At 65.6% G+C, this 25,003-nt stretch carries 20 protein-coding genes; 14 read left to right on the top strand and 6 right to left on the bottom strand.

Annotated elements, in window-relative coordinates; genetic code table 11:
* Positions 1–117: 117 nt before the first annotated feature.
* Both ACZYTC_RS20305 and ACZYTC_RS20300 read left to right on the top strand, forming a co-directional pair.
* Entirely contained in the window at positions 118–678 is a 561-nt protein-coding gene (locus ACZYTC_RS20305; RefSeq protein WP_434958699.1) for a NifU family protein, read from the top strand.
* Between the two features lie 103 nt (positions 679–781).
* Positions 782–1,351, top strand: a complete 570-nt coding sequence (locus ACZYTC_RS20300; protein ID WP_488990402.1) for a hypothetical protein — start codon at positions 782–784, stop codon at positions 1,349–1,351.
* Between the two features lie 72 nt (positions 1,352–1,423).
* Here the strand turns inward: ACZYTC_RS20300 and ACZYTC_RS20295 are convergent, their stop codons facing one another.
* From ACZYTC_RS20295 to ACZYTC_RS20285, 3 genes are all read right to left on the bottom strand, one after another.
* Entirely contained in the window at positions 1,424–1,792 is a 369-nt protein-coding gene (locus tag ACZYTC_RS20295) for a hypothetical protein (protein WP_488990401.1), read from the bottom strand.
* 191 nt (positions 1,793–1,983) lie between these two features.
* On the bottom strand, positions 1,984–3,228 hold the full coding sequence (locus ACZYTC_RS20290; protein WP_488990400.1) for a DUF1501 domain-containing protein: 1,245 nt from the start codon (positions 3,226–3,228) through the stop codon (positions 1,984–1,986).
* A 3-nt stretch (positions 3,229–3,231) separates the two neighbouring features.
* Positions 3,232–4,692: a DUF1800 domain-containing protein gene (locus tag ACZYTC_RS20285; protein WP_488990399.1), complete on the bottom strand. Its 1,461-nt coding sequence runs from the start codon at positions 4,690–4,692 to the stop codon at positions 3,232–3,234.
* A 357-nt stretch (positions 4,693–5,049) separates the two neighbouring features.
* Here ACZYTC_RS20285 and ACZYTC_RS20280 point away from each other — a divergent pair, with 357 nt between their 5' ends.
* The 6 genes from ACZYTC_RS20280 to ACZYTC_RS20255 all read left to right on the top strand — a co-directional run bounded on the left by ACZYTC_RS20280 (position 5,050) and on the right by ACZYTC_RS20255 (position 13,225).
* A complete protein-coding gene (locus ACZYTC_RS20280; protein ID WP_488990398.1) occupies positions 5,050–6,144 on the top strand; it encodes a LacI family DNA-binding transcriptional regulator in 1,095 nt (364 codons plus the stop codon).
* Positions 6,145–6,338: 194 nt separating this feature from the next.
* Positions 6,339–7,874, top strand: coding sequence for a sugar ABC transporter ATP-binding protein (locus tag ACZYTC_RS20275; protein WP_434958705.1), 1,536 nt, complete (start codon positions 6,339–6,341; stop codon positions 7,872–7,874).
* A gap of 79 nt (positions 7,875–7,953) precedes the next feature.
* Positions 7,954–8,979, top strand: coding sequence for an ABC transporter permease subunit (locus ACZYTC_RS20270; RefSeq protein WP_434958706.1), 1,026 nt, complete (start codon positions 7,954–7,956; stop codon positions 8,977–8,979).
* 415 nt (positions 8,980–9,394) lie between these two features.
* The gene (locus tag ACZYTC_RS20265) at positions 9,395–10,513 is read left to right on the top strand and encodes a trypsin-like peptidase domain-containing protein (protein WP_441770896.1); all 1,119 of its coding nucleotides are present in this window, start codon (positions 9,395–9,397) and stop codon (positions 10,511–10,513) included.
* Between the two features lie 16 nt (positions 10,514–10,529).
* On the top strand, positions 10,530–11,873 hold the full coding sequence (locus tag ACZYTC_RS20260; protein ID WP_441770895.1) for a hypothetical protein: 1,344 nt from the start codon (positions 10,530–10,532) through the stop codon (positions 11,871–11,873).
* Positions 11,870–13,225 (top strand): PspA/IM30 family protein, encoded by a 1,356-nt coding sequence (locus tag ACZYTC_RS20255; RefSeq protein WP_441770894.1) that lies wholly within the window; start codon positions 11,870–11,872, stop codon positions 13,223–13,225. The genes ACZYTC_RS20260 and ACZYTC_RS20255 overlap by 4 nt, the downstream gene beginning before the upstream one ends.
* A 30-nt stretch (positions 13,226–13,255) precedes the next feature.
* Here ACZYTC_RS20255 and ACZYTC_RS20250 read toward each other — a convergent pair whose 3' ends face one another.
* Together ACZYTC_RS20250 and mutS are read right to left on the bottom strand one after the other, a co-directional pair.
* The gene (locus tag ACZYTC_RS20250) at positions 13,256–16,027 is read right to left on the bottom strand and encodes a [protein-PII] uridylyltransferase (RefSeq protein ID WP_434959729.1); all 2,772 of its coding nucleotides are present in this window, start codon (positions 16,025–16,027) and stop codon (positions 13,256–13,258) included.
* Between the two features lie 100 nt (positions 16,028–16,127).
* Complete coding sequence (gene mutS, locus ACZYTC_RS20245; RefSeq protein ID WP_488990397.1) at positions 16,128–18,857, bottom strand: DNA mismatch repair protein MutS; 2,730 nt, start codon at positions 18,855–18,857, stop codon at positions 16,128–16,130.
* Between the two features lie 200 nt (positions 18,858–19,057).
* On the opposite strand from mutS, the gene nadE reads away from it, so the two are divergent.
* The 6 genes from nadE (at position 19,058) to hemW (ending at position 24,285) form a co-directional block, all read left to right on the top strand.
* On the top strand, positions 19,058–19,867 hold the full coding sequence (gene nadE, locus ACZYTC_RS20240) for an NAD(+) synthase (protein ID WP_441770892.1): 810 nt from the start codon (positions 19,058–19,060) through the stop codon (positions 19,865–19,867).
* A gap of 62 nt (positions 19,868–19,929) precedes the next feature.
* Positions 19,930–20,598 carry a GntR family transcriptional regulator gene (locus ACZYTC_RS20235; RefSeq protein WP_434958712.1) on the top strand — a complete coding sequence of 223 codons (669 nt, stop codon included), beginning with the start codon at positions 19,930–19,932 and terminating at the stop codon, positions 20,596–20,598.
* A 166-nt stretch (positions 20,599–20,764) separates the two neighbouring features.
* Positions 20,765–21,355 carry a biotin transporter BioY gene (locus tag ACZYTC_RS20230; RefSeq protein ID WP_434958713.1) on the top strand — a complete coding sequence of 197 codons (591 nt, stop codon included), beginning with the start codon at positions 20,765–20,767 and terminating at the stop codon, positions 21,353–21,355.
* Positions 21,352–21,777 carry a DUF1284 domain-containing protein gene (locus ACZYTC_RS20225; protein ID WP_434958714.1) on the top strand — a complete coding sequence of 142 codons (426 nt, stop codon included), beginning with the start codon at positions 21,352–21,354 and terminating at the stop codon, positions 21,775–21,777. The genes ACZYTC_RS20230 and ACZYTC_RS20225 overlap by 4 nt, the downstream gene beginning before the upstream one ends.
* A gap of 50 nt (positions 21,778–21,827) precedes the next feature.
* The gene (locus ACZYTC_RS20220) at positions 21,828–22,988 is read left to right on the top strand and encodes an enolase C-terminal domain-like protein (RefSeq protein WP_441770891.1); all 1,161 of its coding nucleotides are present in this window, start codon (positions 21,828–21,830) and stop codon (positions 22,986–22,988) included.
* Positions 22,989–23,124: 136 nt separating this feature from the next.
* Complete coding sequence (gene hemW / locus ACZYTC_RS20215; RefSeq protein WP_441770890.1) at positions 23,125–24,285, top strand: radical SAM family heme chaperone HemW; 1,161 nt, start codon at positions 23,125–23,127, stop codon at positions 24,283–24,285.
* On the opposite strand, the gene ACZYTC_RS20210 is transcribed toward hemW, so the two are convergent.
* On the bottom strand, positions 24,230–25,003 hold the full coding sequence (locus ACZYTC_RS20210; protein ID WP_434958717.1) for an AcvB/VirJ family lysyl-phosphatidylglycerol hydrolase: 774 nt from the start codon (positions 25,001–25,003) through the stop codon (positions 24,230–24,232). The genes hemW and ACZYTC_RS20210 overlap by 56 nt on opposite strands.

Raw genomic sequence — 25,003 nt, 5'->3', positions numbered from 1 at the left:
CGCCCTTCCGACCGAGGAAACCTTGCTGGAACTTAAATGCTGCGGAGCTCTCAAACCCGCCCGAAGGCGCGGGTTTGAGAGCTCCGTTAGGACCCGGTATTTGGAGCGGAGAGACAGATGTTCATTCAGACCGAGGCGACGCCGAATCCCTCGACCCTCAAATTCCTCCCCGGCCGCGAAGTGCTGCCCGAGGGCACCACGCTGCACATGACGAATGCCGCCGAAGGCGCGCAATCGCCGCTGGCCCAGAAGCTCTTTTCGATCGAGGGCGTCGCCGGCGTGTTCTTCGGCTCGGACTTCATTACCATCACCCGCTCGGGCGCGGAATGGCAGCACCTCAAGCCGGCCGTGCTTGGCGCCATCATGGAGCACTATCTGTCCGGCGTGCCCATCCTCAACGCGGATGTCGCGCCGCTGGATGAGGGCGAAGAGTTCTTCGACGAGGCCGACGAAGACACCGTCGAGACCATCAAGGACCTGCTCGAAACCCGCGTGCGACCGGCAGTGGCGGCCGATGGCGGCGACATCACCTTCCGCGGCTATCGCGAGGGCGTGGTCTATCTCGCCATGAAGGGGGCCTGCTCGGGCTGCCCCTCCTCCACGGCGACGCTGCGCAACGGCATCCAGAACCTGCTGCGCCACTTCGTGCCCGAGGTGCAGGAAGTCCGCGCCGCCTGAGGCGGCCGGGCCCTTTGACAAGCGGCATCGTTCGGCCGCTTTCATCAATGTTTAAGGGGGCAGGTGCTTAATCCCCTTCGGGGGGCCGGAGTTCGCTACGGCCATGCGCCTGCTGTTATCCATCCTTTTCTTAAGCGCCCTGTTTGGCAGCGCTCACGCCCAATCCGCATCGCTGACGGAGCGGCGCCTGATCGACCTCTTCGATACGCGCCTCGCCCGGGACGGGCTGGATCCGATCCGTGCCTGTCGTGGGAAGGACGACGAGTCCTATGCCTGCACCTTCGATGACACCGAATATCTGACGACGATCTCGCCGAGAAGCGACATCACCGGCTCGATCGGCGAGTCCCGCTCGCCCACCTCGATGACAGTCATCCTCGCCGGTAACGCGATCGATGCAATCGGCCTGATCGGCGACCGCGCGAGCCCGGCGGACCTCATCAACTTTACCGCCCATCTCGAAAGCCTGCTGCACACGATCGGGCCGCAGAAGAGCGACTACGACATCGAGCAGGACACGCTCGATCTCGGCGTGATGCGCGGTGATTCCGACGGAGACATCGGCAAGGCGCGGGTGGTCACCGAAAACTTTGCCACCATCCGCTGCCTCAACCAACCGCTTGCCGTAAGCGCCGGCATCGCCTGCATGATCACCCTGAAGCATGCAGGCTGAACATCACCTCGCTTCGTGGGCCAATTGGGAAACGGGCGTTTCCGAAAGGCCTGCCTGTTCCCTCTTTATGGATCATTCCCACTCGAAGAAGTCCGGATGCGTGCGGCGCCATTCCGCCACGCGCTCGCGATGGGCGCCGATCATTTCGCCGAACTGGACGCAGGCCCGACGATCACCCCTATCACAGCCTGCATGCAGACGATCAAGGCGGTCGACATAGGGATCATAGGCAACCGGGGCCGGCTCATACACCGGCGCCGGCCGTGGCGGCGGAGCGGGACGGTCGGCCAGCGCCTGGCCGAGCAGGACACCACCGACCGCGCCGAGGGCTGCGCCGCCGACGAAAGCACCGGTACGGCCGTCGCCTGCGGAGGCCGGTGTCGTCGCCAGGACCGTCATGGCACAAAGTACCGCGGCTGAAAGGCAGATCTTCATCGTCATTGCAATAGAAACTCCGATTTGGCTACCCCAGCATTGGCAACAAATTAGCCCACACCACCTTAAAGGCGCATGAACAACAATGGTTTATTTTGAATATATCTTCTGAACATATCAGTAATTCCTGTGGCAGCCCTGTCAGATTTAGCCACAATTCCGAAGAAAAGGGCTGGCGGATTCATGCCCTCGTCTGTTCAGGCGACGAGTCCGGCCATCGGTCGAACCGAAAGCGAATCCGGGAAAATGGTCGAACCCAGCGCCATGGGTGAAAGGCCGAACTGATCGGCCAGCAGCCCTTTCAGCACGCTGCGAACATCCGTCGTCGGCCGGAGGTCACGGCCTTCGTGAAGCTGCGCCAGTTTCAAGCCCGGCCAATCGGCGACGACGCGGCCTCCCTTTACCGCACCGCCCGCCAGCAGCATGACCGTGCCGGTGCCATGATCGGTCCCCTCGGTGCCATTGATGCGTGCTGTGCGGCCGAATTCGGTGACGGCGACCACGACCGTATCCTTCCAGTATTGCCCCAGGCCGCTCTCAAACGCGGCGAAGGCACCGTCGAGGCCGCCGAGCAGCATGGCGAGCCGGCCTGTCGCTCCACCCTCGTTGACATGGGTGTCCCAGCCATCGAAAGCGAGGGCGGCGAGGCGCGGCCCGTCCTCGGCTGCGATCAGCCGGGCCGCTCCTTCGGCGGCCTGCCGCATGCCGGCGGCGCTGTCGAGCCCACCCTTGCGCTTGGTCATGCCCATGCCGTCACCGGCGGCTAGACGCTCGGCCTCGAGCCCCCTGCGCAGAGCAATCGCCAGCGCCGGGTCGCGATGGTCGTAGAGATCGAGCAGGCGCGCCGCCAGATCATCGCCCGCATCCGGCAGGACCTGAGGCGCCCAGCCGAGCACAGGCGCGGCGCCACGCATCACCAGAGGCGTCGACGGCCCGACGGCGAGGCCGCCATGCGGCGCTATGCGTTCGCCGGCGGGCAGATCGGCCAAGGCGCGATTGAGCCATCCCGTCGCCGTATGGCCCGGCCCCGGAAAGCCACTCTCGAGCACGTCCTGACCATCGAAGTGGGAACGCTCGCGATAGCCCGTGGCGGCGGCATGCACGACCAGCGCCTGCCGGGCTTGGAACAGGCGGGCAAAGGTCGGCATGGCCGGATTGAGGGCGAAGAATCCATCCAGGAGCAGAGCCGGATGCGGCCCATCCAGGGCTAGGGCGATATCGCCGTGCAACCCATGATAATCGGGGTCGCCGACGGGCGCCACGGTCGAGAGCCCGTCCAGCGCCCCGCGCAGCACGAGCACGACCAGGCGCGGATCCCTCGCCTCGGCGGCCCGGGCGAACCGTGGCAGATAGGCCCAGGCAAACAGGGCGCCACTGCCGAGCAGGACGGCACGACGGGACGGATGCGGACGCTCGCACAGGGTGTCCGACGCGGTCTCCATGAGCTATCTCCTCTGGAACTCGGGAGCCATCAAAAGCAGTGCCACCGCCTGCTGGCGCGACTCGGCACGGCCGACGGCCTGGCGCGTTTCCGCCGACACCGACGGGCCGATGAGCGCGGCCAGCAGGTCGTCCGGTTCGCCGATGCCCTTGGCCTGGCGCGCCGCCTGCCAGGCGATATCGAGGCGGATCGCCATGCCGGCCGGGGAGGCCTGCGTATCGGCGAGGTCGGGAAAGCCGTTCGGGCCGGGCGGCTGCCACAGGGGTGTTCCCAGCAGCGCCAGCCAGTTCAGCGTCTGGCCGGGATCCGCCTCCGGGCCGGGCCCGATGCCACGGCGCAAGGCGAGAACGAAATCGAATGGCGAGCGCATCTTCGCCAGCGGCTGCGACCAGGCTTCCGGCGCGTTGACCAGCGCCATGGCGAGCGCGCGAAGATCGCCATCCGTCTTGGTGAAAACCTCCGCCAGCCGCGCGACCATCGGGGCCGGCGGGTCGTCCGCGATGAAATGGCGCGCGATCTTCATGGCAATGTGCCGGGCCGTGGCAGGATGGCGTGCAAGATCGTTGAGCACGGCCTCCGCCTGGCCCATGCCGCCGGCCGGATAGGTCTTGCCGAGGAAAACCTGGTCACCGGGCTCATGCGCATTGGCGTTGAAGACGACACTGCCGGGTTCGCCGAGGCGGCCCTCCCGCCCCGCAATCATCCAGCCGGTGAGGATACGCGCGAAGGCGGTCACGTCGGCCTGGCTGTAGCCGCTGCCGACACCAAGCGTGTGCAATTCGAGGATCTCGCGGGCTAGGTTCTCGTTCAGGCCGCGATTGCGGTTGCGTCCCGCCCGCGAGTCAGGGCCGACGGATTGCTGATTGTCGAGATAATAGAGCATGGCCGGGTGATGCTCGACCGCGACCAGCATGTCGGCAAAGCGCCCCAGCACGAAGGGGCGAATCGCCTCCCGCTCGAAGGCTCCTGCCGACGCCCGCACGATGTTGTCCTTGGCGACCGAGACACAAAAATGATTGGACCAGAAGGCGACCAGCCGCTCGACGAACCCGATCTCCGCGTTAAGCGCCTTGGCAAAACGGGCCTGTGCCTCCGCCTTCAGCAACCGGGCCTCGATGGGCGGCTCCGGCTTTATCGGCCCCTGCGGGGCGGGGGCCGCGAGTGCGGAGGACATCCCTTCCGGGCCCATCTGCATCGCGCCCGCAGGCGCTGTCATGCGCTCGGCCTTGCGCTGCATGGTTGCGGCCATGCTTGCCTGGATGGCGGCGGTGCTACCCGGCAGGGGATCGGCATCCGTTGCCATCGGGATCAGGGCAATATCGGGTTTGACCAGTTCTGCCCGCAAGGCGGCATGCGGATCGCTGCCCAGCCTCGCCAGATCGCCGGGGCGGAGCCCCAAGCCAAAACGATTGAAAACGACCCGTGCAGGGTCGAGGTCCTGGTTCGCCACCGTCGCCTCCGCCATTCAGGGCAGCAACAGTATCGGCGGCGTATCCGATGCCATCACGGCGATCCGATGACTTAAAAAAGGCCGACTATTTCCGAACTTTGCTGCCAAGCAGGTTTCTCTTGGTCGCGCACAGGCACGATCAAGAGAAACCTGCAAGATATCAAACATTTGCGGAGTTTCCCGACGCAGCCTATCCGTAGATCCTGCCGGGAAACTCTGCATGGGTGACGGGTTGAACTTTCTCGGCCGGGATCAGTCGTTTAAGGAGGCAGACGGTTTGCCTTTCTGCCGTAAAGGTAGTACCCAAGCCTCCGCGACAGAAAAATACTTTTTCAATTTGGCCAAAGAAAGCCTCCTGCACCAAGTAGAGGCATGACCCAAAACAAGAAAACCGACGAGCAAAGCCCGCGGTCCGGCGCTACTCGTCCCGCGCGCCTTCTGGACGTTGCACGCCTTGCCAAGGTTTCCCGCGCGACTGCGGCTCGCGCTCTTGGCGGCTATGGCCTCGTTACCGAGGAGACGCGGGAGCGCGTCGCGGCGGCTGCCAGGACGCTGAATTATCGGCTCAACGAGGCGGCCCGGGCCATGCGGGCCGGCCGCACCCAGGTGATCGGCGTCGTCATTGCCGACATCAGCAATTCATTCTTTGCCAGCGCCGCCCGGGCGATCATCGATACCTGCGCCTCCCTGGGCTATCAGACCCTGATCGTGAATACGGACGACGATCTCAAGACCGAGATCGAGGCGGTCCAGACCCTGATGGAAAAGCGCGTTGCCGGCATGATCGTCGTGCCGTCCTCGCCCGACCACAACGAGCATCTGCAAAAAGCCGGCGCGGGCGAGGGACGGATGGTGCTCCTCGACCGCCGCATCGCGGATTTTTCGGTCAGTGCCGTGACAACGGATGATCGTGGTGGGGCCCGAGAAGCCGTGGAATTGTTCATCGCCCGCGGACACAGGCGCATCGGCCTGGTGGTCCTGACCGCGGCAGCCTCCTCGCAGCGGCAGAGCGAGCCGCGAGGGGCCGTGTCGAGCGCACGCGACCGCGTTCTCGGCGCGCGCGATGCCCTGGAGGCGGCCGGCCTCGACCTGCCGAAGGCCTGGCTGCGCTATACGCCGAACGATCCCCAGATGATCATCGACTCGGCGTCGACGATTCTGCGCTCCGATCCGCGACCCACCGCGATTTTGGCGACATGCGAGGAAATCGCCATTGGCGTGCTGGCCGCCTGCCGGGCCCTGAACTTGGTGGTCGGGAAAGATGTCGCCCTCATCAGCTTCGATGAATCGCCCTGGTCGGGCGCACTGACGCCGGCGATCTCGGTGGTACAGCGCCCGATCCACGAAATGGGGCGCGTGGCCGTCAATTTGCTGGTTCGACAGATCCAAGGCGGCGAAGCCGGAAGGGATGTCGAGATGCCGACCATCCTGATCGACCGGGAATCAGTCTTTGATCTCACGCCTTGATCATCGGGCGGCGTGGACGATCAGGGCATGCCGTTCGAGATCTTCGAGCCGTGCTCGACATAGGCTTTTGCAGCCCGCTCCAGAGCTCGGCCTTCGTCGCCGCTTACCAAATCCAGTCAAAATCATTGGCAAGCCAGGGAACAGCTGCAACATTGGTGCAACTGCTGAAATAACGGCATGAAAACGGGGGCAGGATGAACGCAGGCCAGACGCATCCCTTCCTTGAAATGCGGAATGTTTCCAAGACATTCGGCCGGGTCCAGGCGCTGAAGGGGGTCTCGCTCGACGTCAAGCTGGGCGAGATCCACGCCTTGATGGGCGAGAACGGGGCCGGCAAATCGACCCTGATGAAGATCCTCTCGGGCGCCTATGTGCCGGATGAGGGCTCGGAAATTCTGATCGACGGCCAGAAGGTGGCGATCTCGGGCCCGATGGCGGCCAAGCAATTGGGGATCGCCATCATCTACCAGGAGCTCGCCCTCGCTCCCAATCTCACGGTGGCCGAGAACATCTATCTCGGCCGCGAACCAAGCCGGGCCGGCCTGATCGACCGTGGCGCCATGATTGCCGGCGTCGAAAGCGTGCTGCAGCGCCTGGGCGCCACCTTCACTGCGCGCGACAAGGTGGCCGAGCTCTCCATCGCCGAACGCCAGCTGGTGGAGATCGCCCGTGCCGTCCATGCCCGTTCGCGCGTGCTGATCATGGACGAACCCACCACCACCCTGTCCGAGCGCGAGACCGAGCGGCTGTTCGCCCTGGTGCGCCAGCTCAAGCAGGAGGGGCTGGCCATCGTCTATATCAGCCACCGCATGAAGGAGGTCTACGAGCTCTCCGACCGTGTCTCGGTGCTGCGCGACGGCACCTATGTCGGCACCCTGGAGCGCGAGGCGATCAACCCCGCCGCGGTGGTGCGCATGATGGTGGGGCGCGATCTCTCCTCCTTCTACAAGAAGGAGCACGACGCTCATCAAAGCCGGGGCCGGATCATCTTTTCGGTGCGCGACATCGCCGATGGCAGGCGCATCCAGCCTTGCTCCTTCGACATCCACGAGGGCGAGGTGCTCGGCATTGCCGGCCTGGTCGGCGCGGGGCGCACCGAGCTTGCCCGCCTGATCTACGGCGCCGATGCGAAGATATCGGGCACCGTGGCGGTCGATGGCAAGGAGGTAGGCATCCGCTCGCCGCAGGACGCAATCGAGGCCGGCATCGCCTATCTCACCGAGGACCGCAAGCTGCTCGGGCTGATGCTGGACATGTCGGTGGCCGAGAACATCAATCTGGGGGTGATCGCCCGCGATGCCCTGGCCGGCGGCTTCCTCAACCTCGCCAAGGGCCGCAAGCGCACGGGCGAGGCGATCCAGGCCACCGGCATCCGCACCGCCTCGCCCGACGCGCCGGTGGGCGGCCTGTCCGGCGGCAACCAGCAGAAGGTGCTGCTCTCGCGCCTGCTGGAGACCAAGCCGCGCGTGCTGATCCTGGACGAGCCGACCCGCGGCGTCGACATCGGCGCCAAATCGGAGATCTACCGCCTGATCGACCGGCTGGCCCGCGAGGGCGTCGGCGTGGCGGTGATCTCGTCCGAACTGCCGGAGATCGTCGGCATCTGCGACCGCGTCATCGTGATGCGCGAAGGTCACATCGCCGGCGAACTCGGCGGCGCCGAGACCGAAGCGGTCAGCCAGGAGAACATCATGGCCATCGCGACCTCAGCCGCAAAGGACGCGGCATGACGCACCCGGCTTTTGCCCGACGCGGCACCACAACGTACCGGCAAGACAAGACGGCCCTCAAGACAGGCAGGACTGTGCGATGACATCCACCAACCCTTCCACGGCAGATACCGCCCGCCGCAAATTCGCTTTGTCCGGCACGCTGCGCGGCCTTGGCATGCTGCCCGCCCTCGTGCTGATCGCCATCCTGTTCCAACTCTTGTCGGGCTATGTCGAATCGGGCGGCCTGTCCTGGGCCAGCGGCCGCTTCATGAGCTGGAACAATCTGTCGATCGTGGCCCAGCAGGCTTCGATCAACACCGTGCTCGCCGCCGGCATGACCTTCGTCATCCTCACCGGGGGCATCGACCTGTCGGTCGGCTCGGTGCTCGCCGCTTCGGCGATGATCGCCCTGATCGTCTCGCTGATCCCGGGCTGGGGCATGATGGGGCTGGTGGCGGCCCTGGTGACCGGCGGCCTGCTCGGCCTGGTCAACGGCGCGCTGATCGCCTTCATGCGCCTGCCGCCCTTCATCGTCACGCTCGGCTCGATGACGGCGGTGCGCGGCCTTGCCCGCCTGTTCGGCGAGGACAAGACGATCTTCAATCCCAGCCTGCCCTTCGCCTTCATCGGCAATGGCACGCTCCTGGGCGTGCCCTGGCTGATGGTGATCGCACTCGCCACGGTGGTGGTGTCCTGGCTGATCCTGCGCCGCACCGTACTGGGGCTGCGCATCTACGCCATCGGCGGCAATGCCGAGGCCTCGCGGCTGTCGGGCATCAAGGTCTGGTCGATCCTGCTCATCGTCTATGGCATATCCGGCCTGCTGGCGGGCCTGGGCGGGGCGATGTCCGCCGCCAAGCTCTATGCCGCCAACGGGCTGCAGCTCGGCCAATCCTACGAACTCGACGCCATCGCCGCCGTGATCCTCGGCGGCACCAGCTTCGTGGGCGGCATCGGCTCGATCTGGGGCACACTCATCGGCGCCCTGATCATCGCCGTGCTCTCCAACGGCCTGATCCTGATCGGCGTCTCCGACATCTGGCAGTTCATCATCAAGGGCCTGGTCATCATCGGTGCCGTCGCTCTCGACCGCCTGCGATCCTCCGGTAGCGCCCGGACCTGAGCCGACCCGGCGAGCCCCACGGCCCACGCTTTCCCCGCCTTCGTTGCACGTGTAACGGAGGCGGTTTTCGTTTTGACATGGCAGAGCCGACCCCACGTTTGAAATAGGATCTGGCGGCGCAAGTCTCCGTGTCGACTATCATCCCGGTTTCATCGAAAACCGAGATCCTGATCTGAGACCAGGGCGCCGCTCCCAACATCATCTGCAGCACATTGAAGTTCAACAAACCTCTGCCGGCCGGGATTCACGGCGCTCTCACGCAACTATGCTAAAGCGTTTTGCGATTGGACGGAGTCACCTGGAGCCGCGAAGACGCGTCGAAGCAAATAGCTTGAGCAAATAAGCGCTCAGCCATGAACCGGCACCGAGATCGTCGGGCGAAGCGGCGGGCTCCAGGCGGCAAGAGGGGGCGACGGTGGACAAGCTCACAGGCACGCAAGTCTCCGAACTGGCCAAGGCCCTGTCGACGACCGTCAATCTCGATGATCTCAGCAATTTCGTCTATGTGGCAACCGGCGATCAGCTCGAGGTCTACTGGACCGACGTGAGGCAACCGCTGGTCTCCGTGCTGCGCGAGCTGGTCATTCGCCTCGAACAGGAGGGCCAGACCGGCAATTTCCTCAAGGCAGTCTACGTCAACCGTCCGCGTCGCGACGATATCCGCCAACTCATCGCCCAGCTGGCGCCGGAAGCGGCCGCCGAAATCCTGAGCAACCCCTATGATCTGGTGATGCTGGACAAGGATAATCGCCGCACACAGCCCAGCGATGCGACCTTGGGCCCCGGCCTGCAGCGCAACATCAAGCCCCATCTGCGCATGCTCGATCCTGCCCTGTGGATCGCCGGAATGACGCAGACGCTGCGCCGGGTTTGCCGCATCGAGATCGCCGGCAGCGCGGCCGGCACCGGCTTCCTGGTCGGGCCGCAAGCCGTGCTGACCAATTGGCATGTCGTCGAGGCTGCGGCCGGGCAGAACGATTTGCCAGCCATTTCCTGCCGCTTCGACTATGCCCGCAAGGCCGACGGTTCCTTCGACGAGGGCGAGGTGGTCGCGCTGTCCGGCACCGCGCTGCTGCACCATCGCCCCTACGCGCCGGCCGAAATGACCGCGGCACCGGACGAGCCGCCACCGGCGGCGACCGAACTCGACTTCGCATTGCTGCAGCTCGCCGAGACCGCCGGCACCGGACGTGGCTGGTTCGCCCTGCCGGAGCGGGACGGCGCCCTGAGCCAGGGCTCGCCCCTGATCATCGTCCAGCATCCCCATGGCGGGCCCGTCAAGCTGGCGATCGACACCGAGGCGATCCTGCCGACGCCCGCCCCGCCGGAGCGGCCAAGGCTGCGCTATGCCACCAACACCGACGCGGGCTCTTCGGGCTCACCCTGCCTGAGCCTGGAGTGGCAGCTTCTCGCCCTCCATCATTTCGGCGATCCGGCCTGGGGCGAGCCGAAATTCAACCAGGGCGTCCCGGCGGGATTGATCCGGGCTGATATCGAGGCGGCCGGCTTCGGCGCGGCCATCCCGGCGGCTTGAGGAAAGGGAGAACGGCATGGGCCTTGTCACACTCCCCCCTCAGAGCGTGATCTCGATCTCCAACGCCATCGGAGACCTGTGCACCTTTCGCGAACTCGGCGACCTCATGCAGATTTGCTACGGCACCTCGGTTGCCATCACCGGCGTGAGCTTTGCCGAGCAACCCCGGCGCAAGGTCGCCCGTGATTGCGTCGACTGGGCACAAAAATGCGGGATCCTGACCAACTTCGTCGCTATCGTCCTGCATGCCAAGAACGACAACACCGCTTTCAAGGAGCTGGTCACGCAGTTGATCCCCGATGCGCTGACTGCGCCGCCGAGCGTGGCGTCGCAGGTCGGCACCGTGGTCACCGGGCTCGACAGCCTCGCAGCCTACCTGGCCAAGGACGAGGTGTGCAAGAAGGCGGGCATCTCGAAGCAGCGGCTTACCGAAATCGGCCAACGCATCAACCTGCTGGCGGCCTATAAGGGACTGCACGACAGCCTTCATCACATTCAGATCAACCACACCCGCATCCTGCTGCAGGCCGTGGCGACCATGGACAACCCGATCAGCTTCGAGACGGTCCAGGTCTATATCTCGCAGGTCCGCGCCGCCGTCATCGCGATCCGCACCGAGATCGCGAGGCCTGGTGCAGACGAAATCCTCGTCGGTCTCGATCTTTCCTGGGTCGAGGACCTGGCAAGCAGCTCGCAGCGCTGCCAGGAAGGACTCGACGCCGACAAGCCTGGCCCGGTGCTCATCGCCATCCGGCAGATCGCCGCGATCAGCGATGGCCAGTCGGTGCAATTGAACAAGGGTATCTTCGATGCGGCGACGAAACTGCCCCTGCCGGAACTGGCCGGTGCCCTGATCGAGATCGGCGCAGCCGACACCGGGCTTTTGGCTGCGCTCGACGAGGCGATCGCCGCCCTCGGAGCCCTGCAGCGCAGCTTGATGAGCCGGATCGCGACACATAACCGCTTGCAGAAAGTGGAGCAGAATCTCTCGATCCTCGCCAGTTGCCTGGACGATCCCGGTGCCCTGATCGTGGACGAGATCGCCGCCTTGTGGCCGGAGACCAGGGTGATGCTGCTGAATCTGGCTGTGCTCGGCCTCGAACGGGCTGACATGACGGTGGATGCAGAGGATTGCGACAAGATCGATGCCTGCCTCCAGGATGTCGAGATCGCACAGCGCGACACCGCGTTCAACCTCAAGAGCGCCCCGACGATCCGGGCCCTGCAGCGGGCCTTCTCGGCTTTTCAGAAAAATGCCAGCGCACAGTTCTTCGCGCTCGACAGCCGGCTAAAAGCGGATTTCGACAGTGTCTTCCAGATCAGCGACCGCCTGAAGAACATTCTGGGGGCCGTGCAATGAGCGGGACAACGTCGCACCACCCGCCGATCTCCTTCGCAAGCATCACGGACATCAGCAACGAACATCTCGACCTGCTCAGGTCCAGCAGCCAGCGCAATGACGACAGTCCAGAGGCGCTCGCAGCCTTTCGCGATCGTATCGTCGCTTTCTTAGACCGTGTCGTGACAGCCGGCGCGCAGCTTGGAAAGGAGGGAGACCGCGAGACAGCCCAAGGCATCCTCGACTATTGGAGCCTGCAATTGCTGACCTGGTCGACGAGCGGAGCAAAACCGGAGCTCGATCTGCCACTGGCGCCCTATCATGAATTGCCGGAAGCGACCTTGCCGGCCGGCAAGACCGTGGCCAGGGCCCCGAAGGGCGAGACGACGGCGCAGGATGGCCGCGCCCAAGTCAGAATTGGCTCCCTTGCTTATCAATGGCGCCGGTCGAACCGGGCGCCCGGTTATCTGCTCACCGGCAACGCGCTGGTGGAAGCCGCCGGCTATCGCGACAAGGACCCGGAAATCGAGGCCTTCGTCAGTGCGAGCGAGGCGGCCGAACGCCGGACGCGCCAGATTCGCACCGGGTTCGTCGTCACGCTCATCCTGTCGATCGCCTTTGCCATTCTCGCTCTCATATCCTTCTTCCGAGAGAACGAAGCACGCAAGGAAGCCGATCGTCTGCGCGGGCAGGCGGAGGAGCTGTCGGCGGACAATGACAAACGGGCCCAGCGTTTCCTCAGGGCCGATGTTCAACTCCAGACGGAGCGGTTTCGGCACGAGGCCGAACTCAAGGACCTCGATGATCAGTTGCAGGCAATGAAACGCTCGCTCGAGGAAGCCCAGTCCAAACTCAAGGACGCCCTGGCTCCGACGCCATCGCCGACGATGAACCCCTCCCAACACATGTATCTGCGCGATTCGAATGCCGTGCTGACGCAGGCTATCGACCAGTCTCGCGCCTACAAGCTCCCGCCTCCACCCAAGCTGACGGACGGAGAACAGCTGCTCGCCAACGTCAACCTGATCGATGGCCCCAATGGCGATGTGCGGAGGACGACCACGGACAATCTTGTGCGGGCGCTGAGGGACGGCACCGTCTCGCCCGACGACCAGCGCATGCTCGTCGGCGCCCTCGTCAACATGCTGGGACGGCCGGCGGTCCAGAGCCTGACCCTGACGGGACGCTACAACGTGCTCTACATCCTCTCGACCATCACGCCAGCCCAATGGGCCTTGCCGGACTGGTCGGCCCTGCGCGACCGGGCGCGCATCGTCACCGCCGATCTGGTCGGCCCCAAAGCGCAGAACGACCTCCCGATGGGAGCGGATTCGCAGAAGCTCTACCAGCAACTGGTGCAAAAGCTGCAATGAGGCCGTTGGGTGGAGCCGGCATTGCCCCTTTCAGCCCGCTTTCCCTTCCCTCTTGAACACCGCCAGCAGATTGCTGCGAATGCTGTCCTGGCGCTGCACCGAAGTGATCTTGGCGCCTGTGAGATCGGTGACATAGAACACGTCGACAGCCTTCTCGCCGAAGGTGGCGATATGGGCCGAGGCGATGTTGAGGTTGAGCTGCGAGATCGCCGTGGTCAGGTCATAGAGCAAGCCGGGGCGGTCAAGGCCCCAGACCTCCACTACCGTGTGGCGGTTCGACCATTCATTGTCGACCACCACCTCGGGCGCGACCTGGAAGGCCTTCTGCCGCGGCTTGATGGCGCTGCGCTTGGCCACGGCATCCGGCAGGCGGATGGTGCCGGTGAGCGCCTGTTCCATCGCCTGGGCAATGCGCCCTGCCCGACGCAGCTCGTCCTCATCCTGCGGAAACTCGCGGCTGACGAAGATGGTGTCGAGTGCCAGGCCGTCCGTGGTGGTGTTGATCTGGGCGTCGACGATATTCGCGCCAGAGGCGGCGCAGGCGCCGGTGATGATCGACAACAGGCGCGGATGGTCGGGGGCGAGAATGGTCAGCTCGGTCACGCCGCGGAAGGCATCGGTGGCGACTTCGGTGGCGAGCGTCTCGCCACGTTCGCGCGCGGCGCGGATGAAGCGAGCATGACGCAGGCGACGCGGCAGCTCGACCTTGAGCCAATAAGGCGGGTAATGGCGCGCCACATAGGCATCGACCTCCGCAGCGCTCCAGTCGGACAGGCCGGCCCTGAGTTCGTCCTGGGCCAGTTGAACGCTGGCGCGCCGGTCGGATTTGGAGTGGCCGCCGGCCAGCACCAGCTCGGTTTCCCAGAACAGCGAGCGCAGGAGCTGGCCCTTCCAGCCGTTCCAGACGCCTGGCCCCACCGCCCTGATATCCGCCACGGTGAGGATGAGCAGCAGCTTCAGCCGCTCCAGCGTCTGCACGGTGCCGGCGAAGGTTTCGATGGTCTTGCGATCGGAGATGTCGCGGGACTGCGCCGTCATCGACATCACCAGATGCTGCTCGATCAGCCAGGACACCGTATCGGTCTGGCCCGGCGTCAGGCCGAGGCGAGGCCCCAATCGCTTGGCGATCTTGGCACCGGCGAGCGAATGGTCTTCCGGCCGGCCCTTAGCGATGTCGTGCAGGAAGGTGGCGACATAGAGCGCAGTGCGGTTCTGGATGGTCGGCATGATCTCGTTGACGAGGGGATGCTCGTCACCACCCTCGCCTCGGTCGATGTCGGCGAGTTCGCCGACCGAACGCAGGAGATGCTCGTCCACCGTGTAGCGGTGATACATGTTGAACTGCATCATCGCCACGACCTTGCCGAAATCGGGAATGAAGCGGCCGAGAACGCCGGCCTCGTTCATGCGCCTGAGCACAGTCTCGGGCGCGTTGCGCGATGTCAGGATTTCCAGGAACAGCCGGTTGGCCTCGACATTCTCGCGCAGCGCCGCGTTCACCAGCTTGAGCGAGCGGGTGACGAGGCGCATCGCATCGGGATGCAGAGCGAGCGAATGCAGATCGGCGAGATGGAACAGCCGGATCAGGTTGACGGGGTCGCGCGCGAACACCTGATCGTTGACGATGTTGAGCCGCCCCGTCTCGATCACGAAATCCTTGGTGCCGATCAGGGCCTGGCGCTGGCTGCGGCGGAAGGGAGCGATGAAGCGATCCAGCATCGCCTTGGGCTTTTCCTGGCGCGCTTCCAGCGCAGCGCAGACGATGGCAGTGAGATCACCGACATCCTTGGCCACCAGGAAATAATGCTTCATGAAGCGCTCGACGCCGCGCAAGGCACCGCGATCCGAATAGCCCAGAAAGGCCGCGATCTCGCGCTGGAGATCGAAGGTCAGGCGCTCCTCGGCGCGGTGGGTGAGGAAATGGATGGCGCAGCGCGTCGCCCATAAAAAATCCTCGGCCAGGGTGAACTGACGATATTCGCGCCGGGTGAACAAGCCGGCCTCGACGAGATCGGCGGCATCCCTGACGCGATAGACATATTTGGCGATCCAGTAGAGCGTGTTGAGATCGCGCAGGCCGCCCTTGCCTTCCTTGACGTTCGGCTCGACCCGGTAGCGCGAATTGCCAGCCTTGATCAGGCGCTCGTCGCGCTCGGCGAGCTTGGCCGCCACGAATTCCGTCGCCGTCAGTTGTACGAGCTCGCGATCGAAACGGCTGGCAAGCTCGCTCGCCAGCCCCATATCGCCGAGGATCGGGCGCGCTTCGAGCAAAGCAGTGCGGATGGTCATGTCGCTGCGGGCGAGACGCAGGCATTCGTCGATCGACCGCGTGGCGTGGCCGACCTTCTGGCCGAGATCCCACAATACGTAGAGGATGGCCTCGGTGACGCTCTCGCCCCAGGCCGTCTGCTTGGACGGCAGCAGGAAGAGCAGATCGATGTCCGAGCCGGGCGCAAGGGTGCCGCGACCATAGCCGCCCACTGCGATGACCGCCATGCGCTCGCTCGCCGTCGGATTGTGGGTGGTATAGACGTAACGCGTCACATAGGCGTAGCTGGCCCGGATGATCTCGTCCTCGAGCCAGGACAGGCGCTGGGCGCAGGCCGTGCCGAGACGGTCCTCGCTGAACCAGGTATGGATGGTCTCGCGGCCGTCGCGCAAAGTGGCCTTGAGCAGGGTGACCACCGCCAGGCGCAAGGCATCGGCATGGCCCTCATGCTCCAGTGCCAAGGCATCGATCTCGGCTTCGAGCGCCATGCGGTCGAGGACGAGGTGGAGCTCACGATCGGGCTTGTCGAGCATTGCAGGCCTTGGGAAGAAGGGTGTCGGAGCGCGGACATCCTGTCCGCTCTTCCCATCCTGCGGATACGGCATCGGTGCGGACAGCATGTCCGCGCTCCAGTTATCCCTTCTTGGCGCTATCGCGCTTGGCTTTCAAGGAAAACAAGGCATCGAGCGCCTGGCGAGGCGTCATGTCGTTGGGGTCGAGCGCATCGAGGGCTTCCGTCAGTTCGTCCCGCGCCTTGACGGCGGGCTGGGCCGTTGCACGCGGGGCTGCCGCGAACAAGGGCAGATCGTCGACCAGGCGGGCCGCCGGAGCCTGGCGATCGGTCGCCTCGAGCTGCGCCAGCACGGCCCGCGCCCGTTCCACCACGGCGGCCGGCATGCCGGCGAGCTTGGCGACCTGGATGCCATAGGAGCGGTCGGCCGCGCCGGCCACCACCTCATGCAGGAAGACGACGTCGCCATGCCATTCGGTCACCCGCATGGTGGCATTGGCCAGCCGCGGCAGCTTCTTCGTCAGCTGGGTGAGCTCGTGATAATGCGTGGCGAACAAGGCCCGGCAATGATTGACGGCGCTGAGGTTCTCGATCGCCGCCCAGGCGATGGAAAGCCCGTCGAAGGTGGCGGTACCGCGGCCGATCTCGTCGAGGATGACGAGCGCGCGCGGCCCAGCCTGATTGAGGATCGCCGCCGTCTCCACCATCTCCACCATGAAGGTGGAGCGTCCACGCGCCAGGTCGTCGGCGGCGCCGACACGCGAGAACAACGCATCGACGGCCCCGATATGGGCCGATCTCGCCGGCACGAAGGAGCCGATCTGAGCCAAGACCGCGATCAGGGCGTTCTGGCGCAGGAAAGTCGACTTACCAGCCATGTTCGGGCCAGTGAGCAGCCAGATCTTGCCGGCGGCCTGCTGTCCTTCCGCCTCACCGCTGAGCTCGCAGTCATTGGCGACGAAGGGCTTGCCCTCGCGCTTCAGCGCCCGTTCCACCACGGGATGGCGGCCGCCCTCGATGGCGAAGGCCAGCGAGGTGTCGACGAGCGGGCGGACATAGTTTTCCTCGTCGGCCAGGACGGCGAGCGCCACGATGACATCGAGCAGAGCCAGCGCTTCGGTAGCGGCCCGGATGGCAGCGTTGTCGCCGAGCAGGGCGGCAGCGAGATCGGAGAAGATCTGAAGTTCGCTCGCCAGCGAGCGCTCGGCCGCCGAGGCGATGCGCGATTCCAGTGTCGAAAGCTCGGCGGTGGAGAAGCGCATGGCACCGGCCATGGTCTGGCGATGCACATAGGTCTCGCGCAGGCCCGGCTGCAGAAAGGCCTCGCCAGCCTGCTGCGGCACCTCGACGAAATAGCCGATCATGTTGTTGTGCTTGATCTTGAGCTGGCGGACCTGGCTCTCCTCGGCATAGCGCGCCTGCAGGCCGGCGATGACGCGCCGGCTCTCGTCGCGCAGAGCCCGCGTCTCGTCGAGGGCCTGGTCATAGCCGGCGCGGACAAAGCCGCCATCGCGCTTGAGCAGCGGCAGATCGTCCTGCAGGGCCGCGGCAAGGCGCGCCGCCAGGCCCTGGCCCGGCCTTGCGAGGGCCGACAGGACACCGGCGAGCACCGGCGGCAACTCGGTTTCGCGCTGCCGCAGCAGGGTTTCGATACCGGCAATGCCAACGAGCCCTTCCCTGAGCGCCGCCAGATCGCGCGGGCCGGCCCGGTCGAGGGCGAGGCGCGCCATGGAGCGGGCGATATCAGGCGCCGATTTCAGCCGAGCCCGGATCTGGCCGCGCAGCAGGGCCTGTTCGGCGAAGAAGGCCACCGCGTCCTGGCGCAGGGCGATGGCCTCGGGCTGCAGCAGCGGGCTCGCCAGCCATTGCGCCAGCAGACGACCGCCGGCGGCCGTCACCGAGCGGTCGATCGCATCGAACAAGGATCCGGCACGCTCGCCGCCGAGCGTGCGTGTCAGTTCCAGATTGGCTCTTGTGGCGGCATCGACGGCCATATGCGCATTGGCGCCGTCCCGGCGGGGCGGAGCGAGCGCCGGCTTCTGGCCGACCTGGGTGCGCAGGATGTAGGTGACGAGGCCGGAAGCGGCGACCAGTTCGGCCCGCGAGAAGGTGCCGAAGCCATCGATGGTGCCCACATCATAGAACGCGGCGAGACGGCGCTCGGCCTGGGTGCCGTCGAAGACGTCGCGCCCGACCGGCGTGACGGCAGCGCGGCATTCGCGCCAGAGGGAGGCCAGCGAAGCCTCCTCATGCACCGTCTCGGCCATGACGACTTCGGAGGGGTCGAGACGGGCGAGTTCTGCCGGCAGCCCCGCCTCGTCGCATTCCGACAAGCCGAACTCCCCGGTGGAGATATCGGCAAAGGCAAGGCCATAGCGGGCCTCGTCGTCGGAAATGCGCAGTCGCGCCAAAGCCAGCAGCAGATTGGCGCGCGTCGGCTCCAGCAGCGTCTCTTCGGTGATGGTACCGGGCGTGACCAGACGGACCACGCCGCGCTTGACCACCGATTTGGAGCCGCGCTTCTTGGCCTCGGCCGGATCCTCCATCTGCTCGCAGACCGCGACACGGTGGCCATGGGCGATCAGGCGCTGCAAATATTCGTCCGCCCTGACCACCGGCACGCCGCACATGGCGATGTCCTCGCCCTGGTGCTTGCCGCGCTTGGTCAGAACGATACCGAGCGTCTTGGAAGCGATCTCGGCATCCTCGAAGAACAGCTCGTAGAAATCGCCCATGCGATAGAACAGCAGGGCGCCGGGATGGCCGGCCTTGATCTCGAGATATTGCGCCATCATCGGCGTGACGGGAGCAGACGCGTCGGCGGTGTCGAGTTTGCGGGGCGTGGAGGTCATGGCGGCACGCTAGCAGATGCGGGCGGAGGGAGCACGAGCTGGGGGCCGGCACGTTGTGGATAGGTTGGGGGGCCGGTCCTCAGACCAGCCTGTAACCGGCGCGCTCTCCGGTAGGAAGATGCCCGGTCCCCCAATGTCATTGACGCTCCGGAACGAACATGGCCTGTTGTCGCCCGATTCAACCTCGTGAAAGCCCGACCATGCCGCAACCGCTCACGCCCGACATCATCGTGCCCGAAGCCTTCGATCCCGCGGCCGAGGCCGAACGGCGCGTCGCCTTCCTGGCCGATTATCTGAAGGCTTCGGGAGGGCGCGCTTATGTACTCGGCATTTCGGGCGGCGTCGATTCGCTCACTGCGGGCCTGCTGGCCCAGGCCGCCGTCGAACGGTTGCGAGCCAAGGGGTATGACGCCCGGTTCCTGGCCATGCGCCTGCCCTATGGCGTGCAGGCAGACGAGAAGGATGCGCAGCACTCCCTGGCGACCATCAAGGCCGATCGCGTCGTCACCGTGAACATCAAGCCGGCGGCCGACGCGATGATGGCCGAGCTTACACGCGAAGCCGGCGACCTGATCGAGGGCGCGCGCGCCGATTTCCACCACGGCAACATCAAGGCACGCCAGCGCATGATCGCCCAGTTCGGCCTCGCCGGGGCCGTGCGCGGCCTCGTCATCGGCACGGACCATGCGGCCGAGGCGGTGATGGGTTTCTACACCAAATTCGGCGACGGCGCCGCCGACATCCTGCCGCTCGCCGGCCTGAACAAGAGACGGGTGCGGGCCCTCGCCGCCCATCTGGGTGCACCGCGCGAGCTGGTGTTCAAGGTGCCCACCGCCGATCTGGAGACCAATGTGCCGCTGAAGCCAGACGAGGACGCCTATGGCGTGACCTATGACGAGATCGACGACTTCCTGGAGGGCAAGGCGATCAGCGAAGCCTCGCATCAGCGCATCCTGTCGACCTATCGCACCAGCGCCCATAAGCGCGCTTTGCCGGTGGCAGCCGGCTAACCTCCCGGCACTGGGCCGGGATTGATGTCGACAATACCGATCAGAAAAATTATCTATAAATCATGAGCACCCCCAAGGACGACACCATTGCCATCCGCATCGCCAAGGTGCTGGCGGATCGCATCATCTCCGGGGTGATCGAGCCGGACGCCCGGCTGCGCCAGGACCATGTCGCCGAAGAGTTCGCCACCAGCCACGTGCCGGTGCGCGAGGCTTTCAGGCGCCTGGAGGCACAGGGCCTGGCGGTGAGCGAGCCACGGCGCGGCGTGCGTGTCGCCGCCTTCAACCTGGAAGAGGTGAAGGAGGTCGCGCAAATGCGTGCGGCTCTGGAAGTGCTGGCCCTGCGCCAGGCCGCACCGCACCTCACCGCCACCATCCTAGACGAGGCCGAGGAAGCAACCAAGGCTGGCGACCGGTCGCCCGACGTGCGGTCCTGGGAGGAGGCCAATCGCCGCTTCCACCGGCTGATCCTCGCGCCCTGCCGCATGCCGCGCCTGCTGGCGGCGATCGACGACCTCCATGCCGCCAGCGCCCGTTTCCTGTTCGCGGCCTGGCGCTCGGAGTGGGAAACCCCGACCGACCAGGATCACCGCGCCATCCTCTCGGCGCTGCGGGCGGGCAAGGTCGACGATGCCGCCGGCACCCTGACCCGGCATGTGCAGCGGGTCGGCCTGAAGCCGGTCCGGTCGGCCTCCGGTGCCACGCGGGAAGCCTTCGCCATCATCGGCTGAGCCCCCCGGGTGCGCGGGTATCTCGCCCGCTCTTCTCATCCGGCAGGTACAGCGGTTCCAAGGGCGGGCAAGATGCCCGCGCACCCGGATATTGCCAATCGTCCCATTTTGTGACCTCTATAGATCATCGAATTCAAGATTATCTATAATTTCTAGCGGAGCCCCCATGTCGCACAGCGCCACACCCTCCCTTATCCCGGCTTTCAGCCCTCTCGACATCTCCAGGCGCTCCCTCGGTTGGCAGGCGGCAGCCGTGGTCGCAGGCACGGCCGTACTGGCCCTGGCATCCCATATCCAGGTGCCCATGTTCCCAGTGCCGATGACCATGCAGACGCTGGCCGTCACCCTGATCGGTGCGCTCTATGGCTGGCGGCTCGGCGCCATCACGGTTCTGGCCTGGCTGGCTGAGGCCTGGATGGGCATGCCGGTCACCGCGACGGGAAGCATCGGCGCCTTGCTGTTCGTCGGTCCGACGGCTGGCTATCTGATCTCCTTCCCGCTCGTCGCTGCTCTCTGTGGCTTGCTGGCCGAGCGCGGCTGGAATGGCAACCGCCCGGTTCTCGCCTTCGTCAACATGACCTTGGGCAATGCCCTCTGCCTGGCGATCGGCGGTGCCTGGCTTGGCGCCCAGATCGGCGTGGAAAAGGCCCTCCTGCTCGGCGTGGTGCCCTTCCTGCTCGGCGGCCTCCTGAAGTCGGTCATCGGCGCCGTCACCCTGATGGCCCTGGTTCGCGGCAAGGCCGGCGCTGCCCGGTGACGGTGCGGCTTCGTGCCCACCATCTCCTCTGCATGCTGACCTATGTCGGCAAAGGCTATAGCCCCGGCTTCGTCGCCAATTACGACGCCATCGCAGTGCGATTGAGCCAGGGTGAAGACATCGTGATCGTGGCGGGGCCTGATGATATCTGCGCCCCGCTGCTGCAACAGGCCGATTCGCATTGCCACGAGCCGCGGATCGACCAGCGCGACGAACTCGCCATCCGCGACGTCGGCGCCCTGATGCGCCTGCCTATCCGCACCGGCACCCGCATCGCCCTGACTCCGACCTTGCTGGCACGCTTCCGTGGTGCCTTCGCCGCCAATCTGACGCGTTCAGCCTGTGTGGGCTGCGAATGGTCGGGCCTGTGCAGCGCCGTGGCTCGCGACCGCTACCAGGAGTCCCGCGTGAGGCGGGATTGAGGTAAGAGGGAAGCGCCAGCCGACCACCTCACACCGCAGCTCTGTCCGCCATGCGCATTCTCGATATCCGCGAACGCAGCCTTCCGATCTCCCGCTACGCCGGCCCGGCCCGGCAGGGCGCGCTGACGACCAGCGTTGTCGCCATCATCACGGATGTGGTGAAAGCCGGCCGGCCGATCGTCGGCTATGGCTATGCCTCGGTCGGCCGCTATGCCCAGAGCGGGTTGATCCGCGAACGCTTCGCCCCGCGGCTACTGCAGGCTCCGGCGGAAACCCTGATCGGCGATGACGGCAATCTCGATCCTTTCAAGGCCTGGCAGGCGATGATGACGGGCGAGAAACCCGGCGGGCATGGCGAGCGCTGCGTCGCGATCGGTGCCCTCGACATGGCGCTGTGGGACATCGCCGCCAAGGCGGCTGAACTACCGCTTCATGCCCATCTCACCGGCCGTTTCGGCGCCGTTTCCACCGAAACGAACAAAGTCCGCGTCTATGCGAGCGGTGGCTATCGCCATCTCCGGGACGACCTCTCTTTGCTGGCCGACGAGATGCGCCGCTTCGCCGATCTCGGCTTTTTCAATGCCAAGATGAAGATCGGCAGCGCCGGCCTCGACCAGGATCTCCGCCGCATCGAGGTGGCCGTCGCCGCGCTGGGAGCACCCGGCCGCCTCGCCGTCGATGCCATGAACGCCTATGACCGTTCGGCCGGCCTGGAGGCAGCCACGAAGCTTTCGCCCCTTGGCCTGTGGTGGTTCGAGGACATCTGCGACCCGCTCGACTTCGAAACCCAATCCGCTTTGGCATCGGCCTATACGCCGCCGATCGGCGCGGGCGAGGCCCTGTTTTCGGCGGCGGAGGCCGGGCTCCTCGCCCGCCATGGCGGCCTGCGGCCGGATCGGGACGTGCTGCTGTTCGACCCCGTGCATTGCTACGGCCTGCCCGGCTATCTCCAGATCGTCGAGGCCGTGACCTTGGAAGGCTGGGCGAGACAGGCCTTCTGGCCGCATGGTGGGCACCTGTTCGGCCTTCATCTCGCTGCGGCCCTGGGCCTCGGCGGCGCCGAGGTCACCCCCTTCGCCTTCCAGCCCTTCTGCGGCCTTGCCGACGACAGTGTGATTGCCGATGGCTATGTAACACTGCCACAGGCCGAGGGCATCGGTTTCGAGACGAATACGGCGCTGAAGACGCTGTTCAGGGAGCTTGCAGGATAGGGCGCGCCTGGAGCGCTGACATCTTGTCCGCCTCTTTCTTGAAGCGTAGTGGTTCCAAGAGCGGACTGGAAGTCCGCGCTCCAAGTCGTGCCCCCAGGGATTGACGTAGCCCCGAGCAACTGCCACTTGAGCTGGCATGATCCCCAAATCCCCTGAACCCGGCTTCGGCGTTTACGTGCATTGGCCGTTCTGCCTGGCCAAATGCCCGTATTGCGACTTCAACAGCCATGTCCGCCAGGGCGGCGTCGACCAGACCGGTTATGTCGGGGCCTATCTCCGCGAGATCGCCCATATGGCCGACATCGCGCCGGGGCGACAGGTCCAATCGATCTTCTTCGGCGGCGGCACGCCCTCGCTGATGGAGCCGAAGACGGTCGGGGCCATTCTCGATGCCATCGGCGGCGCCTGGACCATCGCGCCCGATGCCGAGATCTCGCTGGAAGCCAATCCGACCAGCGTCGACGCCACGCGCTTCGCCGGCTACCGCGCCGCCGGGGTCAACCGCGTCTCGCTCGGCGTGCAGGCCATGAACGATGCCGATCTCAAGCGCCTGGGCCGCATGCATTCGGTGGCCGAAGCCATGGCTGCCGTCGAGATCGCCGCCAAATCCTTCGAGCGCTATTCCTTCGATCTGATCTATGCCCGCCCGGACCAGCGGCCTGGGGATTGGCAGGCCGAGCTCGACGAGGCCATCGACCGGGCCGCCGAGCACCTCTCGCTCTACCAGCTCACCATCGAGCCGGACACCATGTATGAACGCCTGGTCGCCGCCGGCAAGCTCATTCCGATGCCGGACGAGGATGCGCGCGTGCTGTTCGACATCACCCGCGAAACCTGCGAGCGACGCGGCCTTCCGGCCTACGAAATCTCCAACCATGCCCGCCCCGGCGCCGAATGCCGGCATAATCTGGTCTATTGGCGCTATGGCGAATATGCCGGCATCGGCCCGGGTGCCCATGGACGCCTCATCGATGCCAATGGCATGCGCCGCGCCCTTTCGACCGAACGCAGCCCCGAGAAATGGCTCGCGGCGGTCCGCACGAACGGCCATGGCCTCGTCGACGATCAGGCCCTGACGGCGGACCAGCAGGGCGACGAAATGCTGCTGATGGGCCTGCGCCTCGCCGAGGGCATCGATCTTGCCCGCCTCGCCCGGTTGCGCGGCCGGCCCATGGCGGACGCTACGTTGGCCGGCCTGCAGCAAAACGGCATGATCGAGCGCCGGGAAGACCGGGTTCGCGTTACCCGCGCGGGCTTTCCGCTGCTCGATGCGGTGGTGGCGGAGTTGGCAGCCTGAGCGCCAGATGTCGCAGGATCGCCTGCACCGCGGCGCCGGCATCGCCGTCGCGGTCGTGCCCGCCGGGCCGCGCGATGCGCTCGGCTCCCGCAAGTTGGGGCAAGGTGCAGGCGCTGCGTTCTTCCCGGCCATAGAGACAGACCACCTTGCGAACGGGAAGGCCGCGCAGCATTGGCGCGACCGGCGTATCGTCCGCCGCCGGCAAGTTCAGCATTTCCAGGAGCGAGATGCGGAAATTGGCCTCGGCCAAAAGGCTTATCAAGGCAATCAGCCTGGTTTCCCGTTGCGTTTTCGCCGAAAGCAACGGCCAGGCGAAAGGCAGCGCGTCGGCACCGAAGGAATAGCCAGCTAGGACGATGCGGCCGGCATGCCAACGCCGGCGATAGACGGTGAGGACACGCTCGATATCCCGTGCCAGCTCGACAGGCGAGCGTTTGGTGAAGAAATAACGGCGCGCATCGAGCCCGACGACACCAACGCCGGCCCGGGCGAGGCGGCGAGTCAGGCTTCGTTCCAGCCTTCCCCAACCGGTATCACCCGACAGGAAGAGTACGACCGCGCCGTGTCCGGCCGGCGGCGCCGAGATCTCGAGCGGCAGGTCCACGAGTCGGCTATCGGTTGCGGAGGCTTGGGCGGCAGCGATTTGTGCTGAGCCGAACAGCATCATGGCGGTTGCCAGCCCCGCGGCAACGGCACGCCAGCCCGATCGCCCGCGCAA

It is taken from the genome of Labrys sp. F242, assembly GCF_057813875.1.
The sequence above is the reverse complement of the archived record's forward strand: the minus strand, read 5'-3'. Positions and strand labels throughout refer to the sequence as shown.

Bases quoted from the DNA above. Each gene is read 5' to 3' on its own strand.
- ACZYTC_RS20305 (WP_434958699.1), top strand. From the start codon at position 118: ATGTTCATTCAGACCGAGGCGACGCCGAATCCCTCGACCCTCAAATTC.
- ACZYTC_RS20300 (WP_488990402.1), top strand. From the start codon at position 782: ATGCGCCTGCTGTTATCCATCCTTTTCTTAAGCGCCCTGTTTGGCAGC.
- ACZYTC_RS20295 (WP_488990401.1), bottom strand. From the start codon at position 1,792: ATGACGATGAAGATCTGCCTTTCAGCCGCGGTACTTTGTGCCATGACG.
- ACZYTC_RS20290 (WP_488990400.1), bottom strand. From the start codon at position 3,228: ATGGAGACCGCGTCGGACACCCTGTGCGAGCGTCCGCATCCGTCCCGT.
- ACZYTC_RS20285 (WP_488990399.1), bottom strand. From the start codon at position 4,692: ATGGCGGAGGCGACGGTGGCGAACCAGGACCTCGACCCTGCACGGGTC.
- ACZYTC_RS20280 (WP_488990398.1), top strand. From the start codon at position 5,050: ATGACCCAAAACAAGAAAACCGACGAGCAAAGCCCGCGGTCCGGCGCT.
- ACZYTC_RS20275 (WP_434958705.1), top strand. From the start codon at position 6,339: ATGAACGCAGGCCAGACGCATCCCTTCCTTGAAATGCGGAATGTTTCC.
- ACZYTC_RS20270 (WP_434958706.1), top strand. From the start codon at position 7,954: ATGACATCCACCAACCCTTCCACGGCAGATACCGCCCGCCGCAAATTC.
- ACZYTC_RS20260 (WP_441770895.1), top strand. From the start codon at position 10,530: ATGGGCCTTGTCACACTCCCCCCTCAGAGCGTGATCTCGATCTCCAAC.
- ACZYTC_RS20255 (WP_441770894.1), top strand. From the start codon at position 11,870: ATGAGCGGGACAACGTCGCACCACCCGCCGATCTCCTTCGCAAGCATC.
- ACZYTC_RS20250 (WP_434959729.1), bottom strand. From the start codon at position 16,027: ATGCTCGACAAGCCCGATCGTGAGCTCCACCTCGTCCTCGACCGCATG.
- mutS (WP_488990397.1), bottom strand. From the start codon at position 18,857: ATGACCTCCACGCCCCGCAAACTCGACACCGCCGACGCGTCTGCTCCC.
- nadE (WP_441770892.1), top strand. From the start codon at position 19,058: ATGCCGCAACCGCTCACGCCCGACATCATCGTGCCCGAAGCCTTCGAT.
- ACZYTC_RS20235 (WP_434958712.1), top strand. From the start codon at position 19,930: ATGAGCACCCCCAAGGACGACACCATTGCCATCCGCATCGCCAAGGTG.
- ACZYTC_RS20230 (WP_434958713.1), top strand. From the start codon at position 20,765: ATGTCGCACAGCGCCACACCCTCCCTTATCCCGGCTTTCAGCCCTCTC.
- ACZYTC_RS20220 (WP_441770891.1), top strand. From the start codon at position 21,828: ATGCGCATTCTCGATATCCGCGAACGCAGCCTTCCGATCTCCCGCTAC.
- hemW (WP_441770890.1), top strand. From the start codon at position 23,125: ATGATCCCCAAATCCCCTGAACCCGGCTTCGGCGTTTACGTGCATTGG.